At 45.7% G+C, this 17,694-nt stretch carries 17 protein-coding genes; 8 read left to right on the top strand and 9 right to left on the bottom strand.

The window, feature by feature from the left end; all coding sequences use genetic code 11:
- The first annotated feature begins 144 nt into the window (after nt 1-144).
- Nucleotides 145-1,029: an AraC family transcriptional regulator gene (locus B5D49_RS00545; protein ID WP_078715703.1), complete on the top strand. Its 885-nt coding sequence runs from the start codon at nt 145-147 to the stop codon at nt 1,027-1,029.
- A 242-nt stretch (nt 1,030-1,271) separates the two neighbouring features.
- Here the strand turns inward: B5D49_RS00545 and B5D49_RS00540 are convergent, their stop codons facing one another.
- Nucleotides 1,272-2,282 carry a helix-turn-helix domain-containing protein gene (locus B5D49_RS00540; RefSeq protein ID WP_159447079.1) on the bottom strand — a complete coding sequence of 337 codons (1,011 nt, stop codon included), beginning with the start codon at nt 2,280-2,282 and terminating at the stop codon, nt 1,272-1,274.
- A 556-nt stretch (nt 2,283-2,838) separates the two neighbouring features.
- Here B5D49_RS00540 and B5D49_RS00535 point away from each other — a divergent pair.
- Nucleotides 2,839-3,867 carry a hypothetical protein gene (locus B5D49_RS00535; RefSeq protein WP_078715701.1) on the top strand — a complete coding sequence of 343 codons (1,029 nt, stop codon included), beginning with the start codon at nt 2,839-2,841 and terminating at the stop codon, nt 3,865-3,867.
- A 59-nt stretch (nt 3,868-3,926) separates the two neighbouring features.
- Here B5D49_RS00535 and B5D49_RS00530 read toward each other — a convergent pair whose 3' ends face one another.
- From B5D49_RS00530 to B5D49_RS00520, 3 genes are all read right to left on the bottom strand, one after another.
- Nucleotides 3,927-4,166, bottom strand: a complete 240-nt coding sequence (locus tag B5D49_RS00530) for a hypothetical protein (RefSeq protein ID WP_144019034.1) — start codon at nt 4,164-4,166, stop codon at nt 3,927-3,929.
- A 282-nt stretch (nt 4,167-4,448) separates the two neighbouring features.
- Nucleotides 4,449-4,739 carry a type II toxin-antitoxin system RelE/ParE family toxin gene (locus B5D49_RS00525; RefSeq protein WP_078715699.1) on the bottom strand — a complete coding sequence of 97 codons (291 nt, stop codon included), beginning with the start codon at nt 4,737-4,739 and terminating at the stop codon, nt 4,449-4,451.
- Nucleotides 4,736-4,957 carry an addiction module protein gene (locus B5D49_RS00520; RefSeq protein ID WP_078715698.1) on the bottom strand — a complete coding sequence of 74 codons (222 nt, stop codon included), beginning with the start codon at nt 4,955-4,957 and terminating at the stop codon, nt 4,736-4,738. Before B5D49_RS00520 ends, B5D49_RS00525 begins: the two co-directional genes overlap by 4 nt.
- Nucleotides 4,958-5,550: 593 nt before the next feature.
- Here B5D49_RS00520 and B5D49_RS00515 point away from each other — a divergent pair.
- Nucleotides 5,551-5,793 (top strand): CopG family ribbon-helix-helix protein, encoded by a 243-nt coding sequence (locus B5D49_RS00515; protein WP_078715697.1) that lies wholly within the window; start codon nt 5,551-5,553, stop codon nt 5,791-5,793.
- Entirely contained in the window at nt 5,780-6,079 is a 300-nt protein-coding gene (locus B5D49_RS00510; RefSeq protein ID WP_078715696.1) for a type II toxin-antitoxin system RelE/ParE family toxin, read from the top strand. The genes B5D49_RS00515 and B5D49_RS00510 overlap by 14 nt, the downstream gene beginning before the upstream one ends.
- A gap of 14 nt (nt 6,080-6,093) precedes the next feature.
- Here the strand turns inward: B5D49_RS00510 and B5D49_RS00505 are convergent, their stop codons facing one another.
- The 3 genes from B5D49_RS00505 to B5D49_RS00495 all read right to left on the bottom strand — a co-directional run bounded on the left by B5D49_RS00505 (nt 6,094) and on the right by B5D49_RS00495 (nt 8,261).
- Nucleotides 6,094-6,504 carry an HNH endonuclease gene (locus B5D49_RS00505; protein WP_078715695.1) on the bottom strand — a complete coding sequence of 137 codons (411 nt, stop codon included), beginning with the start codon at nt 6,502-6,504 and terminating at the stop codon, nt 6,094-6,096.
- Nucleotides 6,505-6,763: 259 nt separating this feature from the next.
- On the bottom strand, nt 6,764-7,309 hold the full coding sequence (locus B5D49_RS00500) for a hypothetical protein (protein ID WP_078715694.1): 546 nt from the start codon (nt 7,307-7,309) through the stop codon (nt 6,764-6,766).
- A 112-nt stretch (nt 7,310-7,421) separates the two neighbouring features.
- The gene (locus B5D49_RS00495; RefSeq protein ID WP_078715693.1) at nt 7,422-8,261 is read right to left on the bottom strand and encodes a hypothetical protein; all 840 of its coding nucleotides are present in this window, start codon (nt 8,259-8,261) and stop codon (nt 7,422-7,424) included.
- Nucleotides 8,262-8,763: 502 nt separating this feature from the next.
- Between B5D49_RS00495 and B5D49_RS00485 the strand changes: the two genes are divergently transcribed.
- On the top strand, nt 8,764-10,167 hold the full coding sequence (locus B5D49_RS00485) for a toll/interleukin-1 receptor domain-containing protein (protein WP_078715692.1): 1,404 nt from the start codon (nt 8,764-8,766) through the stop codon (nt 10,165-10,167).
- A 7-nt stretch (nt 10,168-10,174) separates the two neighbouring features.
- Here B5D49_RS00485 and B5D49_RS00480 read toward each other — a convergent pair whose 3' ends face one another.
- Nucleotides 10,175-11,584, bottom strand: coding sequence for a DUF6035 family protein (locus B5D49_RS00480; protein ID WP_078715691.1), 1,410 nt, complete (start codon nt 11,582-11,584; stop codon nt 10,175-10,177).
- 36 nt (nt 11,585-11,620) lie between these two features.
- A complete protein-coding gene (locus B5D49_RS00475; RefSeq protein ID WP_159447078.1) occupies nt 11,621-15,820 on the bottom strand; it encodes a protein NO VEIN domain-containing protein in 4,200 nt (1,399 codons plus the stop codon).
- Nucleotides 15,821-15,997: 177 nt separating this feature from the next.
- Here B5D49_RS00475 and B5D49_RS00470 point away from each other — a divergent pair, with 177 nt between their 5' ends.
- The 3 genes from B5D49_RS00470 to B5D49_RS00460 all read left to right on the top strand — a co-directional run bounded on the left by B5D49_RS00470 (nt 15,998) and on the right by B5D49_RS00460 (nt 17,604).
- Nucleotides 15,998-16,375: a DUF6573 family protein gene (locus tag B5D49_RS00470; protein WP_078715689.1), complete on the top strand. Its 378-nt coding sequence runs from the start codon at nt 15,998-16,000 to the stop codon at nt 16,373-16,375.
- Between the two features lie 179 nt (nt 16,376-16,554).
- Entirely contained in the window at nt 16,555-16,809 is a 255-nt protein-coding gene (locus tag B5D49_RS00465; RefSeq protein ID WP_078715688.1) for a hypothetical protein, read from the top strand.
- A gap of 390 nt (nt 16,810-17,199) precedes the next feature.
- Nucleotides 17,200-17,604: a hypothetical protein gene (locus B5D49_RS00460; protein WP_078715687.1), complete on the top strand. Its 405-nt coding sequence runs from the start codon at nt 17,200-17,202 to the stop codon at nt 17,602-17,604.
- Nucleotides 17,605-17,694 lie beyond the last annotated feature (90 nt).

Genomic DNA, 17,694 nt, shown 5'->3' with positions numbered 1-17,694 from the left:
GACGAATAAGTAAGGCGATTTTGACGTGTCGTGAACACACATTTCTCTTTGAGTCTTGCCTATTTCTCTATGTCTGCCGTTTTGGTATTGAATAAAAACAACAGATGGTGTTTCTACTGTTACGAAAGAAACGGAGGGGCTTCAATGAATGCTCTTGTAGACTTGCTTAGTGATATGGCCACGTTGGACGGCGGCGCTGTGGAGTCATGCTTAAAGGGCGTGCGTTTTTTTAAAGACAGCAAACCCGTCCGCCGTAGGCCGATGTTGTACAATCCTGGAATTTGCATCGTCGCATCCGGGTATAAAATCGGCCATTTGGGCGGCAGGTCATTTCGCTACGATGCCGACAACTATTTGGTGACCTCCGTTGCCATGCCATTTGAATCGGAGACGCATCCCGGCGAGGATGAGCCGCTTCTCGGGATGTTCATAGACATCGACATGACGCAACTCGTCGATTTGATCAGCCAGATGGAGCTGCAAACGGAAGTGGCCAAGGTGACGGCGAACGATTTTCCACTCGGGGTAGGGCCGTCCGTCATGAATGCGGATATGAAGGATGCGGCGGTGAAATTGCTAAAAGCGTTGCGCTCCGAGCGGGAAGCAAAAATTTTGGCTCCTGGGTTTGTAAGAGAGATATACTATCGTGCGCTTTGCGGCGGGCAGGCGCAGGTGCTTTATTCGTTGGTCAAGGGCAGCGGCTCGTTTGCCCAGGTTGCCCGGGTCATCAATATGATGGAGGGTGAGTATTCCAAAAAACTGGATGTGGAACAATTGGCGGAAGCCGCCAACATGAGTGTCTCAGCCTTTCATAAGGCGTTCAAGGAGGTTACCGCGGATTCTCCATTGCAATATTTGAAGAAGATCCGGCTTGCCAGGGCCAAGGATCTCATGGTGCAACAAAATATGAAGGCCTATCTTGCCGCGGATCAGGTTGGCTACGAAAGCCCTTCGCAGTTTAGCCGTGAGTTCAAACGCTATTTTGGCAGGAGTCCGGCCGAGATCATGCGAGAAACGCGATCAGCCTAGCAGATAGTTGGATTCTTGAGGCCAAAAAACACAAAAGATCAATTAACACACTAAAAAATCAAGATATGTTCGCCACCAAGCCACTTCGAGACTGAGAGTGCATTGTGTGCAGAAAGCGCGGGATATAGCCATGCTTGCATGATGTCGTAGGGAAAGCGACCTAACTTCAGTACCTGGGGAGGGAGGTGAATTGTCTACCTGATATATGCCGCTCAGTGGCCCAACAGAGTGGACCTTTTTATTCACCGCCCCTGTTTTTCTCTTACACGTTTAACGGCGGCCTCAAGCTGATCCCGCCTTGCGGACGGGGGCCGGCAGGCCTTTAAAACGTAATAGGCGGTCTGCAGAACCTGGGTGATACGGGGGCTTTTGGGCAGAGTATGAATATCCAGATATTTATCCAACGTCTGGGTCCGCCGCCATCCATTGTGGTCGCGATAGACCCGCCAAATTTTGGACTCCTCTGCCAGGTCCGCCTTTGTCCGGCCGGTGGATTCCACCCAGCAATGAATGGTCTGGTTCATCAGATCAACAATACGTTCCGGCAGCGATGCGGGATTGATTTTTTGAACAATCCGGCTTTGGGCAGGGTCTGAATCAACAAAGACATCCTTGATCAAGGCAGTGGCGTCGTTGATGTCCGCAGCGTTGAGTTTGCTGAAAATTTCCATGCGGCACTGGTCTGTCGTTTTTTCACTGACGCCCAACCCGGCGGCAATCTGCCCGGTGTCCTGCCCATTGGCTATCCGCTTCAACACGTCGATTTCCTGCTCGGACAATATTTTTTCGAGAAGGTTTTTCTTGACTTGTTCCACCGTCAATATGGCTTCCCCGGAGACAGCGTCGACACACGAGATAGTGCCAAGGGTTTCCATATTCTGGTCCGGGGAGAGCTCAAAGAGCATCATGCTGAGCCAGATGTCGCCCGTATCCGTCAATTCGAGAGTAATGTTCTGGTAGTGGACGCGGATCATTTTATTCTGGTCGTTTCGCATCCGGTATTCCGCGATTATCTTGTAATTCTTGCGCTGATCAACCGGGAGGCCGGACACGCAATCCCAGACAAAGGCGGACCCGTTCATCATGATCATGGCATCGACGGGAATCAGCCGGTTCAGGGGATAGGCCAGTTTTTCCCGGTAGACGTTTTCGGGATCGAATCCGAAATACGTAAAAAATTTGTCGGAAAGATAGAGAAAGTCGTTTTTTACATAATCCCAGACGATGACAATCAAATTTCCCGTTGATTCCATCTGTTCCCAAAAGGGCCGTAAGGCGTCCGCTCTTGAATAATCGGGAGCTGACGTAAAAGAAGGGTTCCCGCGCCTGTCCAGCACCAACTCCCTGATTGCCTTTTCTACCGCCTTAGACATGCAATCCTCTCTAAAAAGCTTTCTTTGTAAGAAATGCCCAAGATAACCGGCCGTAAGGTGTAATAAACCCCAGGGCAGTCCCCTGAGTCAAGGCAATGCGCCCTAGATTCGTTTTCCCACCGTGAATGATGTTGCCTTTCCTGATGGCATGATGGTCGGAACGGACCAATACATGGCCTCAGTGTCGCTGACTTTGCCCGGCTGCCTTTGGCTGGTGGGCAGGTTGGAATCAAATGGGATTTTCCTTTTTGAACAGTTGCTTTCAACGTAAAAATATATAATTACAAGTACTTGCTGTTCTTTTTCACGGTTTTTAACAGTGTTTTTTTCTTGAATTTTCCTCTTTTTTGTTGAATATCGTCAGTGGGTAAGGGCTGCTCTTCCCTTTGATGCCGGGGAATTTTACAGCGGTGATTCTTTTGGCGGGGAATTATTCATGTTCATGCGGAAACGGAAGTTGGCCTTTTTCATTTGTGCGGGGTTGTCCCTGATTCTCTTGTTGGCGGCACATGCCCGGGCGGATGATGGTGCAGATAACGCTACCGACTGGTATTTCGGTGCCGGGATCTCCCTGTATGTCGTGGACGTGCCCGACTACGCGCCGGTGTGGGATGTTGAGGTGTCAGGTCTCGGCCCCCTCACTATTTCGGAATCCAGCCGCATAACACTCGCGGGCGGTCCCATTGCGGCCCCACTCTTTGAGGCCACATTGGGTAAGGAACTTGACGACCAGTGGTTTGTGGAGACCAGGTTCGAATACGCGTATGTCAAGAACAGATCTTCCCATTCCAACTGGGGCAGCGATCCCGCTTTGACCCACGGCACTGTATTCTTTCCATTAGATGGAGTCGACTCGAATACCCGGGGATTGTGGAGCACCGCCCAAATGGAACTTGAATTCGAGTTCCAGCAATACGGTGCGGCCCTGGTTGCAGGCAAAACCTTTAGCGGGGACGATTGGCACATCCGTCCTTTTGCCGGATTGTGGTTTCAGGAGAGGGACACGACCTATAGAATGGATTTTGGTGATGGAGGCTTCAATGTCCCAACATATTTTGTTGACGATATCGAAACCATGTACAGGGGGCTGCTGGTCGGAGTCGGGTTGACATTGCCAATGAATGGTTGGGCCATCGAGCTGGAAACCACGCACGGCGTGGCTTCCGCCCACACGCAGTATAGTGGATTCTGGGATACTATTACCTCCTTGCCAGGCACATCAAGCGACTTGAGCCTCGATAAGTACGAGTGGGCCTACCGGGGAACGCTCCAGGCGTCGGTATCCATCCCCGTGAGCAACGGCTGGGAATTCGGCCTGACCGGCGGGCTACGATACCTGTCCTATGTTCCCCGGCTCATGTCCAGCGGCCAAGCTAACGATGCAAAACTTGCCGGTCCCGCCCACCTGGTCGGCGAGTCGTCGTTTTCCGGCAAGCTGGGCCTGGAGATCGTCTATTCCTTTTGATCAGTCATACGAAAAAGGGGACACCTTACTAATTTTCAATCCATTTTTAATAGACATAGTTATCTGTCACCTTTCTTCTTTCTGCCGCGCTTTTTGGGTTTAAGCGGCCTGCCCAATAGAACTTCAAGTTTCTCAACAAAAGTCTCGCCCCCAAGTGGCTTTCCAGATTCCTCGGAAGCCTTGAACACATCATAATCCGTTTCATCTTCTGGCTCAGCCAGATACATTTTCCAATTGCCGACCATGGAGAGCATCGGCCCAGCCTTCACTAAAATATCGTCTTTAATCAGTGATCTCAAACGCATGGTCAACAAAGTGGTTGGCCAGACGGTTGACCAATCATAGTAAAAGGATCATCCAGCCTATCAAGCTAAACGGTCGTTTTACTAAAGAAATATAATGGTGGAGCTGGAGGGAATCGACCCCACGACCTTTTGAATGCCATGCACGAGGACTTGTTTGTAAGATCCAGAATTATTGAATTTATTTTTCCCAAGTCAACAGAAAATCGGGGATGTTGGAGGCGTGTTAAAGACATTTGGTTGACCGGATGGTTGACCAAAATTTGATGCTGGTTTGAGCTATATTCGTTCTTCCCAACGTTTCGGATGGCGACTCATGTGCATGACGGCGACCACCAGTAAGTACTCGCTTCTCACTTGATAAATCACACTGTATGGAAATCTTGAAACCCGTATCCGCCGAGTCCGAGGAGAAATTGGAACCCATGCCTCGGGGTGCTTCTCCATACGGGAAAGGGTGCGCTTTATTTCTGCCGCAAAGTCATAGCCCAATCCCGGACTTTGTTCATTGTACCAGGCAACAGCCTCCGTGAATTCCTGCTCGGCGCAGGCAAGAAACTGGACATTCACTTTTGCTGCTCAATACGGCTGAACACCTCGTCGGCAGAAGACGCTTTCAGTTTGCCTTGATCGTGTGCGTCAATTCTGCGTTCTGCTTCATTGGCCCATAACTTGTCGATCTCAGCACGTTGCGAATCAAAACTGGCAAGAAGCGACTCAATGAGTTCGGCACGCTGCACCGGAGCAAGCTCCAAGGCTTCGTTGATTACGGCGTTTATATCAGGCATGACATGCCTCCTTCTACAGAGAATAAAAAATAATTCCTATCATGGTCAAGTCGTTCAGTCCCCATCAAGTTTAGTACAAAATTATTTCAAAACTCCACTTTTGCCCCTTTTCCAAGATTGTAAGCATTGACAAAGGGTCTGCAAATTCTCAGCCCCGTCAACCCGCCCTTGGACCAAGGCTTGATGTGATCAGTGTGCACTATACAGTTTAAATCTGTTGCTGGGCTTCTTCCACAGATTGCACACTTGAAATTATCTCTTTTCAAGATATCATATCGAAAATCCGATTGAATATCGCTTGACTTGGCCTGAGTCCTTATGCGTCTCCTTCTTGACTTCTCGTCTTTGGCGACCTTAACACCCTCTTCCTCTTGAACTGGGTCCAAATCCGGACATGCTCGGAATAGTTCGCTTTCGTGACTGCCCCCGTTTTGGGTGTAGACCCGGTGATGTTGGAGGCGTGTTAAAGATATTTGGTTGACCGAATGGTTGACCAAAATTTGATGCTTTCCGCTGTTCAAATAAGACTCTTTGACTCACGCTGGACATTCTCGCAACAGTGACATACGATATGTCATACAGGAGGAACAAATATGCCCTCAATGGTAAGCACACGATTTGATACCGCCACTCTGGAACGGTTGGATGAGGCAGTCCATGCGTTAGGCCAAACCCGGTCCGGCTTGATTAAAAATGCAGTGAATCATTACTTGGAATACCTGACTTGGTATTCTGCCGAAGTCCAAAAAGGGCTTGATGACGTTGAAGCTGGTCGAGTCTTTTCCCATGAGGAAGTCGCCGACAAACTGAAAGGACTCGGCGTTGAACTCGATTAATTGGACCGAGTCCGCTTATGCAGATCTGACAGACCTAATAGATTACTTCCGAGAACAGGGAGAACCGGATATCGGCAAGATGCTGGTTGCCAAAATCCACAAGGCGACTGGCACGCTCCGCACATTTTCCCACGCAGGTCGAGCAGGACTGCTGAAAGGCACTAGAGAGTTGGTCATCCCTCACGTTCCTTATTTTCTGGTTTATCAGGTGCAACAGGATGTGGTTGATGTGCTGCGAGTCATGCATACATCGAAATTGTGGGCCGGAATAATTGAAGAAGATTAAACAGCTCCCCCAAACTACACCTTCGCGCCTTTGCCGAGATTGCAAGCATCACAAAGGGTCTGCAAATTCTCAGGAACCGTTAAACCACCCTTGGACCAAGGTTTGATATAATCAATGTGCAACTTGCAGTTGAAATCTGTCGCTGGACTTCTGCCACAGATAACACATTTGAAATTATCTCTTTTCAAAATATCATATCGAAAATCAAATTGAATATCGCTTGACTCGGCCTGAGTCTTTGTCCGTTTTATTGTTGGCTTTTCATCTTTGGCGACCTTAACACCCTCCTCCTCTTGAACTGGGTCCAAATCCGGACATGCTCGGAACAGTTCGCTTTCGTGACTGCCCCCGTTTTTGGTGTAGACCCACAGCCGGTTGACCAATTGGTTCACCACAAATAGAAAAAGGACCGCATAGCCTATCAAGCTAAACGGTCCTTTTACTTAAGAAAAATATGTGGTGGAGCTGGAGGGAATTGAACCCACGACCTCTTGAATGCCATGCCAGGATTGTTTACTTTATTCGTTGAAATTGTTCGACTTTTTGTTTTGCAGTCAACAGAAAATCAGGGATGTTGGATAGGTGTTAGAGGCACTTGGTTCTCCAAATGGTTGACCAAAAAGGTGTGACGCTTTGCGCTGCAACCCCAATATCGTCAGATACATTTGAACGTAGTGATTCCAGCTAATATGTGTAATCTAACAATTTTCTTTGAGAATCTAGTTCTTTAACAAAAGTCACACCAGCGTCACTAAGTTCTTTAACGCGCTGATAGGCCACATCTGCTACAGAGCCATCCAAATACTCTGAGTTGGGGATCTTTAGTAAACGACCATATGCATTCTTACAGACTTTTATATGATTCAAGGCCTTTACTACTGACTCAACAGTATTGAAAGATGTCTCAACCAGTGCGCTCTCTATGTCGTCTAAACAAACAATAATGTAAGAAATCTGTTCTTTTACTACTTCAATGTCTTCAACCGAAGCACTATACCTCCAATCTTCAAAACTACTGTATATATCATTTTTTGCTATATAAACTTGTATCAAAGACTTTCCGACTTCTCTTAATTCAACAATTATCTTTTGCTTTCTTACTCTTTCTTTACGTGAATGGCTTTCACACTGAAAATCTGAAATCAACTGATTCAATGTATTTGGAAGGTGTATTAAATAGTCAATAGATATCCGAATTTCTCGAATCAAGTCCGAAAGCTTGAATTCCATCTTCCACCTCTTATCTATGCATTATAAATATGTCTCAAAGAACCATACTAGAAGCCTTTATAATGTTCATTCAGCTCTCAATCAGTAACAATGTTTCAATTATTCACTCATCTCAATGTCCAACTATGGTTCGAATCCTATTAGCTAATTTATGTCTGAGTTTTAAAAGTCCCTCTCCGTTATTGAGGTATTTAATATAGCGAATATGCCTCAAATCAAAAGGAATATCGTATTCGTTCTGTGTCACCAAAACAACATCCCGACCAAGGGTATGAGCAATACCTACTTCATAAAACACATTTGGATTCTTTCCTGTGCAGTCGCAAACAACAACTCTAGAACGATCAATAAGCGAAACGACATCTTGTATGATTGATGGAGCCTCCCATATATCATCAACCCGCCTACACCTCAGACCTGCATCTTCCGAAGCTTGATTGATAACCTCGTGCACTTCCCTGAACCCAGCATCGAAGGGCATCATAGCGGACAAAAGTGAGGCATCAATCCTTTCGTGCTCAGGAAGCTCAAACACTGTTGGTCTTTGGCGTCGAGGGCGAACATTTCTAAGCAGAAAACGGTACAGGTCTACATTCTTGACTGCCCAATGATTCCGAGAGAATTCAAAGTCATGAGGCATGTCCAAGTCAATACGGTTTTCGTATAGCATCTCATTTTGCAGCACAGGAACATCTCTATCGAAGGCAACCTCAAGAGCCAAGGCGTCCCCTGCGAGCCTTGCCTGTACAATTCTACCGACATAAGCACTTTCTTGTCGTGTTCCTTCTTCACAGAATAAGCATGGTAAAGACTTCAAGAGATCAAGCTGTAGAGCTCCATTTTCTTTATACATATTAACAAGAGAATCTTCTGTATATTCAAAAACTCTTCCTAAGGGGACTTGCACTCGGCCAGATTCCCAGTCCACGTTAAACATCATGAGATTAAACAAGCATATCTCCTTACAATAAAATGTACCACACTCTTTATCCAATATCGATTATATCGTACCAGCCTCTTGACCAACATTCAAGCGCCTACCACACCACATCCCCCAGCTATCCCACACCTTTTCCCAGCCCAGTCAACACCTCATCCTCCCAAATTCTCCCTCATTGGTTGACCAACCGGTTCACCACAAACGAAAAAAAGGCGGTCAGACTCTTCGTCTAACCGCCCTTCTTCTTTGGGAAATTTTTGGTGGAGCTGGAGGGAATTGAACCCACGACCTCTTGAATGCCATGCAAGGAGACTCGTCTCCAAGCTCCAGGATTATTGAATTTATTTTTTCCCGGTCAACAGAAAATCAGTGATGTTGGAGGCGTGTTAAAGGCTCCGGTTGACCAATTTGGTTGACCAAATTTTGGTGCCACTGAGAACGGACATTCTATTCACATTTAGATGTGATTTGATTATGGATAGCTTGTTTCAACACTCTACGAACAAATAGGTCTATGCTACACGATATTTTTATTAGTCACGCATCAGAGGACAAAGACAAGTATGTCCGCGGACTTGCAGAAGCTCTTGAAAAAGAGAATGTAGCTGTTTGGTATGACGAGTTTTCCTTAAAACCCGGTGACAGCCTCAGAAGATCAATCGATCTAGGATTATCCAAATCCCGCTTTGGAATCGTTGTATTAAGCCCATCCTTCCTCGCGAAAAAATGGCCCGAATGGGAACTCGATGGACTCGTTCAGCGGCAGAACTCGTCAAACGATCCCGTCATCATACCCGTTTGGCTTGATGTCTCAGCAAAAGAGATCATCAATTACTCTCCTTCTCTCGCGGACAAATATGCGTTGCAAGCATCTGCCGGTGTGCAATCAAATGTTCAAGAAATTCTGAAGGTTGTAAAGCCACAAGGGTCTTCTTTAGTTGTAGCCAGAGATCGCTTGCTAAGCTTAGGATACAATCCCCCTGTCGTGACTGACGACTGGTGGCACAAGGCAATCGAATATACCGGCTCGAATGAGCTTGAAGGGACATTTCAAGATGCCATGGGGTGGGGGAGATGGGGATTTCCACTACCCGAAAATGGGCCAAGTACTGCTCAAAAGGGTGAGAGGATTGCTTGGGCTGTACTACAAACCGAGTGGATGGAACGGGCTGAACGCGAGCAAATCACACAAATAACTCACCCAGACATTGTACATGATTTTATTAACTCATCTATAGGGCTAGAAGACAGGTGTGGCAACAATCTGCATTACCTAGCCACCTATGCCCCTCAAACAACAATACGTGGATGCAGTGGACTATTTGAAGAACAATTTGATGCTGCTTTACGTTGGTCACAACAGAAGAATAATGAGAGGAGGCAAACCAATTCAAAATACGGCTCCGCCTTAACTACAGACGGTACCAGCCCTCGCTGCGATGAATTTATTGCACTCCGCGATGACAACTTTGGCTTTTATGGACCTGCAACCATAGCGTGCTTTTTTGTCCAAGGGCACCTAATGGGGCCAGAAGTCAAGTTTTATGACACAATCGATTACTTGGTGTGGATGCTCTCAGATCAAAGCTACTGGCTCCCCAAGGACCACCGCTCATATCTTATCGACGGAATGAAGCAGTGGGGTACTTGGGATTGGGAAGAATACGATAACTGGACTCACTTCCCTTCAAACAAAGATACTGGAGCCTTGTCTAAAGCAATTCTCAAGTCAAAATCCCCTAAAGACTTTAAATTAACCCCACGAGTTCTCAAAGACATCAAAACAAGATTTCAATACTCAGTTGAAATATTAGGACTCGACAACTCTGTGGAAGAACTTGTTGATGCATTTATTGAAAAAGAATTTATCAGTGACCTAATACTGAAACGCAAAAGAGGACGTAAACGTAGAAAGTGAATAAGAATCAACTACCCTTCTTAGATTTTGACAAAATTTTCTTATACACTTCATGTACCTCCGGAAATAAAACCTCTGTCAGCTCAGAGTAAATAGAATCATGGTGAAATTTTGAATTCTCGCCATCAGCACAAACAGACCTCCAGGCTTCTTCCTTCCGGTCAGTGATTGATGTGCTAGTTTCGTCCCTTGAGTATGCTTTCATTGCACAGCAAAACAAGAAGTATAGTGAAGTATGGGACTTATACACGTTGTCGTATATATTCTTGAAGTTTGAAAATCCCCAACCGCCGCCTCTCTTAGTCGGATCGCCAGTCCTCGCCGCGTTCATCATCCGCAAGTAGCCACTTAATCGCCACTTAATATCATTTGAACGCAAATTCATTTCAGGAAAGAACTTGTTCGCGTATTTTGATTGGTCATCAGCATCAAGAGTTGGATCGAAGGCATCGAAGAAGCTCTCCCGTATATTTCGGACTCGCTCTACTTCCCTCCACCTCTCCAACTCGGCATCAACAATTGCTCTTTTCCCATTGTAATCGAACCAATAAATCTGCTGATCTTCAACGCTTTTGCTCAAATCTTCAAAGTCAATAATATCGGAATATTCCGAATGAGAAAGCTGACCATCTTCATGTTTAGGCTCAACCCAAACACACTTCAGCCCCAGCTTTCCGTGCTGTTGGCACCATTCCTGCGCTTTCTGATCTAACACTATCGCGTTCATGTTGTTTGCGTGAAAGGTGTCAAATTCCATCATACGAGCATCGCGGAGTGAGAATTTTTTAAAAACCCAAACAAGCAATTCGCCTTTTTCTCGATAGAAATCTCTCCTAGCCAACACCACTTCCAGAAAAGTGGTCGATAACTGTATTTCAAAAACAACTCGTAAAGCACCATTGTACAAAGCCCTGACATCGGGCTTGCGCCACGTACTTGGGTCCTCTCCTTTTACAACCTCTTCAACTGCAATATCTGAAAAACGAGAATCAGCCTCCAACACCCTGCACAGGTCTCCTTTCATCTGTTTGTGAGGCAGAGACTCCTTTTGACCATTATACTTAGCTGCTTCAATGCGTTCTTTGGTCCAGTTCTTTTTCTCTAGTTGTGGGCAGTTATTTTCGCGTTTGATATGTGCAAAGTAGAAACGCTGTCCGCTCATAAGACAGTTTAAACGCAAAGGTTTGTGGCAATAGGGACAAATCACCTCTAACTGATCATCGTCGGTGATTTTATGCTGCCCTGCCAGTTTCCTACGCAATCTCATTGCGCCATTTACGTCACTCCCAATGGCATCCTGAGCAAGAAGAACTTTCCCCGTGCCAAGGTCCAAAACTTCTTTGACTTCAGGATTCTCGCAGCAAAGATTTTGGCGATTATCTAAATTGCCAGCTATGCGCTTATAGTCATCATCCACTTGCACACACCTCACCCAACTTACCACGTTAGCGCATTATTCTGCTGAACCACCTGAGACATTAAATCTCTCCAGAGACTCTGCACGATCCATGTCTACATAAATGGATTGCTCTAACGCATTCTTATGCGCCATCGGATTATTTAATATGCTTAATTCAAACGAACCTTCACCGTTTTTACTCATTCGATAGATGTAGTATTTTTCTTGTCTCTCATGTGCAGCATTCATTTCGTTGCCACGCAATTCAATCGCAGCTCCTTTGTCTCGACGTCCTTTAACTTCAATAAATCGTTCAACCCGGTCAGAATCTCTATTTTCTCCTGAAAGAAATTCATCTCTATGTTCCGCAGATGAAAAACTGAGAATATCGCAGCCAGGAGCTTCATAACCGGTAATATGTCCAACGAGTACAGGGAACCTATCAAAGAACGCCTCAACCTCTAGGGCTTTTCGTTCAACAAAATTATAGTCTGTCACCCGCCGAGTATGGCCTCCCTGCTTATTCACAACTCTCTTAACCGTTATATTACGCTTGGTTCTTTCTTTAGGATCAACGCAGTCCTTCCCTTCCACTTTCAAATCAGCTTCCTCTACCTTGTCTGGAGCTGGTGAAGGCGTACTGTCAACGGGTTCTGAGGTTGATGGAGAATCACTTTTACCCTCTGTTCGTTTTTCCAGTTCGGGAACTGGCACCCCTTGGGGAAGTACTGGTACAGATTCAATGACGGGAGTTCCAAAATCTTTAAGTATCCGTTCCATCTCTTCAGTAGTCGTTTCGATTCCCTTTTGCTCAAGAAGAGCCTCCCGGTCTTCTGGATCAGTTAAGAACATCGTCACAAACTCCGCGCCACTCGCAATCCTAAACAGTGAAGCGATAGCTGCGCCAATAGCTTCAGCTAATAGAGTAGACTTTGAATTGACGGATTTTGCAGGGTCGCTCCGCACATACAAAACACCATTATCAATAAGCCAGCCCCACACTGGAACAGAGTAGTTAATGGTTTTCCCCTGATAAAGCAGAGTCGTGCTTATCTTGGAACACACTCTTAATTTCAACCGCTTCAGAGACTCCAAATTCTGAACTTGGCTGGATTGTGCAACACGGAGACAGTACCAAAATGGCTTTACACTTTGAAATTCTACATCAAAATTTCCAGCCAAATCATAGCTGTTCACACGCTGCTCAATGTCCTCTTTATCAAGCGAGTTTACACCAAATGTTCGCCTCACTTTATCAGAGCCAACTCGGTGAGGCAGATCAACTAATGTAAACTCATCCAACAGAGCTTGTGGGAATCCTTGCAAGTCATCATGGCGCATCTCACCAATAGGGTAATACTCACCACACTTGCTCCACATCTTGCCAGACTCAAAAAACAGGCTACGCGCTCCTCTATCTTCTCCAAAAGCTGTGTCTATCGCGTCAATAACAGCTTTGTATAATGCTCTTGCAGACTTTCCATCAGGGTGGCGTTCAGGCCACTCAAGCAACAACTCATACAGACGATTTTTTTCAAGCTCCGCGATGCTGGAAGCGACACCCCCACGCCGCCAACCTTCAATCAGATCATTAATATCAAGGCCATACAATTCTAGCACATCACTTTCTGGATATACTGGTCTTAGAAAAAGTGCTTCATTTAATCGCGTACCTAAAACACAATCCTTAGGACGCATTTTGCTTCCATCTTTAGCAATTAACCATTCAGAACCTTCAAGCTTCCATTTGATAAAACTTGGCAATCTCCCCCTGTAACTCCTCCAGTTACGATCATTCCCTTTCTTCGCGCTAAAACGAGCATTCCACTCCCCGGCCCTAAGAAGTTGAGGCATCTTTTCATCCAGCGCTAACCAAGCAGCAATTGCTGCTGTCGGTGCGCTCTCAATTATTGCTTCCAGTCCATCAATGTTCTTCATGTCCCGAACAAAGAAACGAGCATTCCGGGAAGCCTCTTCTCTACTGTTAAAATGATATTCATTGAAGTTAACTGGATAGCTTATGGTTCCTAGCAGATACTCCTTATACTCTGTGTCGCTGCAATTTGTGGAGGTTTCTCTGGGCCACCTGGAGACACCAATCCACTGCATAAATGAGATTAACTCATCCTTTTCACAGTTCTTCAGCCCCAACGCATGAGGGGCTGCGACAAGTTGTTCAGGATGACATGCCCCATACAAGCTTTGAACGATGTTCCCATCACTACCGTAGCCCGTCCCCATATAAAGCGTATTAACGGGGCAACGGTCTCCATTGATATTGATTAATGACAAGGAAGCCCTTTCAGGAAATGCAGGACGTTTCTTGGTGGAGTCCTCCAACTCAAACAATTTGAAAAGGTATTGAATTAGCTCCTTTTGAACCATTTCTGAGGAGTCGCCTTCTTCCTTCGCGTATTGGTTTGAATTTGCAATCACACGTTGAATTAGATTCGCTAACGAGTACTCTTGTAGCCCGAAAGACCTCATCTTTCGTTGCAAATCACGAGAGTCAGACACGCGCAATCTATCGCTCAGCATACGCGCTAAATCCGAGTCCAAATATCGCAATGATACCCATGAAGGGGTTGAGGGCAGCTTTGATTCTTTTGGTGCAATCAGGACGGTTGCGTTATCAGGCACAGACTCCGCACTTGAACTTAATAAAAGGGCTGAACTATGGACGCTTGAAGAAACACAGTTCTCAATCAACCCAACAATCAATCGTACTCTTTCGCCTAAAGAAAGATTTTCAATAGCAAGCAACCGTTGTCGAAAGTCACTATCACTCAAAGCTTTCACTCCGAGCTTTTTGAAAAAGTCCCTCTCAGACACATCGGCTATAGGAGTTACATCTTCGAAAACTTCTGCGGGGAGCCAGGACTCATCTGCCCCATCAACAGAGTAAGCTTGGTCGTAGCGCACAGCCTTACCACCCAATGTTGGAACTATGCATTTTGTCCGAGCAGCATTTAGTAAAGCCTCTGGAAATACCATTTGTTCCAGATCGTGAGGGTACGAACTTCGAAGAGGGATTAATAAACGAAATCCAGCATTGCACCCGGCAGGATATTGAACAGCCCTTTGTTCAGCAATTGTGGCAACAAAACCAGCCAGCTCATGCAAGACATACCGATTACTGTTTTTGTCCAGAATGTGATTTCTACTTTGGTCAAGCTCTAGCGAGGCGTGACAGACTACCGGAATCGGCATCAAAATATTCGTCGGGAAATGAGAGAAAAGAGGTGATGCAACAAGTTCCCCACAATCCTGCACTTCAGGGACAGCTACAATAAGTTCAAACTGTACTTGGCCTTGCTGACTATCATCTACTTCTTCTTTCGGAACGATCCCTTCATAGTGAAAGACCCTCCATATTCCGATTGGGGCACCATTTTTCATCACCATCATTTGGGAATCATCATCTTTAATACGGGACCAGTTGTATTCATCCTCGTCGTGCAACCTAAATGCAATTTTATCTAGATGATGAACGAATAGGAGAATCTCTGGACGCAATGTCTGGATTTGCAATTTGGCAACTTCGTACAAGTCCTCAGACTTGAAAGGCATACCAATTACTGTCGTGTACTTCTCATCTAAATGCAGTTCTTGACACCTTTGGTACACAGCTTTTTGAGATGCCTCAGTCATATATTCTGACAAATCTCCGTTCTCGGAAAAAGCTGGAAAAGGCAGCCCGGGAGAGACACTGCCGTTGAGCCTTTGACTCTCATCCTGCACCAAGGAGTTTAACTCAGGACTCGCTTGGCACAACTGCTCTGTCTTTCTGGTCAAATATTGTTCGCAATAAGTAAGTGCTAACGACTGACTTAAGATCACTGGCCAATCGCTCCAGTTAAGGACAGCGCGAAAGCCAAGTCCTTTATTGCCAATATAAACGCCTTCGTTAAATTTCGGACTAAAATCTGGAGTCTGTAATGATTGAACACCACCTGTAGAAAATGCAGCACCACTATTGGCTACGATCAATCCAGCAGGACTTAACTCGATAAGGACTTGCCCTTGTTGTCCTATTTTTTTTGCTGCGTCGGCAGCATTTTGAAGCAACTCCAGTACTTCTCGTCCTTTGTACTCAGCAGTCGTGTCTCTTTCTCTACGGAAATGACCTATGAACAGCTCCGGCTTTGTACGGTATGCGTTTACTGTTTTCTGCTCCTCACCAGATAACCATTCATACCAATCTGATACGGAGGAAAGAACATCATTTTTAACAACACTGGACTGATCTAGCATGTCTGGAACCATCGGTATTGGGGAACGACTTTATTACATCAAATTGAACAAATATTCGGTCAACCGAAATCCGTCACACTCAGCACTGGACCGGGACTGGCAATTCGCCCGTGACCACATCTTCAAGCCGAGGATAACCTTCAGATTTCAACCAATTTTAATCTGGAGGAAGTATCCATGAATTTCGACGACTTTGATCTTGTGTACGCGTATACCAGAACGCAGGCAATAGCCGATGGTGTTTTGATTCCCATCTCTGAAGAAGAAAGCGGACTGAAGATACCTGCCGTTGTCTCAAGCAATCTCTTTCACCATTACATTGAGCCACCAGAAAAGCTCGTAGGGGAAGGGCAATCAACCACGGGTAGGCTCCATGACACGATAATGATGTTCAAAGCAGCCGCTTCTGTTCGATGGGATGGAACCAGAGTAGCGTTTGATGTGCTGTATCTGATGGGACCAGGACGACTTGAGAAAGTAAAAATACTAGGATTACTTTGTACTGATGACAAAGAGAAAGCCTGTTTGACGTTTTGTCTACCAGAAGACGAATAATTTTCATTATAACCCATAATAAATCTGATCAGACTTCTTTTGAGATAATTTTGTTTCGAGAGAAGTCCTTTCTATTTTTTGAACGGCAGATGCACTTCATAAGAGTATTTATTCTTTTCTCCTACTAATTACATTATGAAATTACTCGAATAGATATATCGATATAAAAGGAGTATCTTATGGAGGCATCAGTTGTTGCAAAGGTAGTGTTTGAGGATATCGTATACTTTTATGATACAACCGATTTGAACGCTGGAAACGGTTCAATACATTTCGGCTTAGAAAAAAATGAAGAAGATGGTGCTTATCTTGCCACAGTTTCCATCAAGGATGCTGATGGCAATGACATTGCATTTTGCGGACTCAAACCTGAAGACTTGTTGAATTCAGTAAGTCTTTGCCAACCGAACAAAATCAGAGACATTCTAGCCTAATAAAAGGCGGGTGAAATATCCCGCCTTCTGTCTCTACTATTTTTGAACGGCAGATGTGCTTCACCAGCGCAAGCAAACACGCCGTTATCGCATCACAAAGCATCTGGATAGATCAAAACTTCGGTCAACCGAAATCCAACAGCCCCTCCACTTCCCCGTCATATTTTTCTGCCCATCCAGCCCCACCCCCCACCCAAAATTCGCGCAAAACACCCTCAAGGACAAATCCAAACAAAAATCCTGACCAACCCTGCTCCAACCCCCAAAACGGGCAGGAGGAGCGAAATTTGGAAGCTTCCAAAACCAGTCACTTTAAGCACTGGCCCCACCTATGTCTGTTTCAAAGTTGATATATAGATATCCAATAAAAACAAATACATAGGAGGAAAAATGGCAAAGAAGAATGAATCCAAGAGGCGAATAGTCGAGAGCAAATACGATGCTCCTTTGCTCCGTCAATTGTGCGAAGAAGGAGCCGATGCCCAGACAGCGAAGAAGAAGCTGGGACTGGCATCGCTTCAGAGTCTCAGGACGCACTTGATGCGGTTGTCTGTGGAGGACAATCAACTGAGAACTCTTCCCGGCCTGTATGAACGAAGCAACAGTCGAGTTCGTGTCACCAAGCATGGCATCAAGATCACTCTCAAGAAACTGGAAGCCATTGAAGGAGACTTCCAGATCAACAGCGAGTTCACCATCGAAGTGGATGAGGACAACAGGATCATCCTTTCGCCCGTCACTGCCGCTGGCCCGGACGATGAAGAGGAAGCACCTGAATCGGACGGTGAAGCTTAACGAAATAGGAGCCGCAGTACTGACCTACTGTGGCTCCTGTCCTATTTTTTGCCGAGTTAATTTGGAATGTACGTTTCACTGCCCAATATC

Source organism: Paucidesulfovibrio gracilis DSM 16080 (genome assembly GCF_900167125.1).
Taxonomy (GTDB): domain Bacteria; phylum Desulfobacterota; class Desulfovibrionia; order Desulfovibrionales; family Desulfovibrionaceae; genus Paucidesulfovibrio; species Paucidesulfovibrio gracilis.
Note: the sequence above shows the minus strand (reverse complement) of the source record. Positions and strands in the feature narration are given on the sequence as shown.

Coding starts and splice junctions, on each gene's coding strand:
- B5D49_RS00545 (WP_078715703.1), top strand. CDS start 145: ATGAATGCTCTTGTAGACTTGCTTAGTGATATGGCCACGTTGGACGGC.
- B5D49_RS00540 (WP_159447079.1), bottom strand. CDS start 2,282: ATGGAATCAACGGGAAATTTGATTGTCATCGTCTGGGATTATGTAAAA.
- B5D49_RS00535 (WP_078715701.1), top strand. CDS start 2,839: ATGTTCATGCGGAAACGGAAGTTGGCCTTTTTCATTTGTGCGGGGTTG.
- B5D49_RS00520 (WP_078715698.1), bottom strand. CDS start 4,957: ATGCCTGATATAAACGCCGTAATCAACGAAGCCTTGGAGCTTGCTCCG.
- B5D49_RS00515 (WP_078715697.1), top strand. CDS start 5,551: ATGCCCTCAATGGTAAGCACACGATTTGATACCGCCACTCTGGAACGG.
- B5D49_RS00500 (WP_078715694.1), bottom strand. CDS start 7,309: ATGGAATTCAAGCTTTCGGACTTGATTCGAGAAATTCGGATATCTATT.
- B5D49_RS00485 (WP_078715692.1), top strand. CDS start 8,764: ATGCTACACGATATTTTTATTAGTCACGCATCAGAGGACAAAGACAAG.
- B5D49_RS00475 (WP_159447078.1), bottom strand. CDS start 15,820: ATGCTAGATCAGTCCAGTGTTGTTAAAAATGATGTTCTTTCCTCCGTA.
- B5D49_RS00470 (WP_078715689.1), top strand. CDS start 15,998: ATGAATTTCGACGACTTTGATCTTGTGTACGCGTATACCAGAACGCAG.
- B5D49_RS00465 (WP_078715688.1), top strand. CDS start 16,555: ATGGAGGCATCAGTTGTTGCAAAGGTAGTGTTTGAGGATATCGTATAC.
- B5D49_RS00460 (WP_078715687.1), top strand. CDS start 17,200: ATGGCAAAGAAGAATGAATCCAAGAGGCGAATAGTCGAGAGCAAATAC.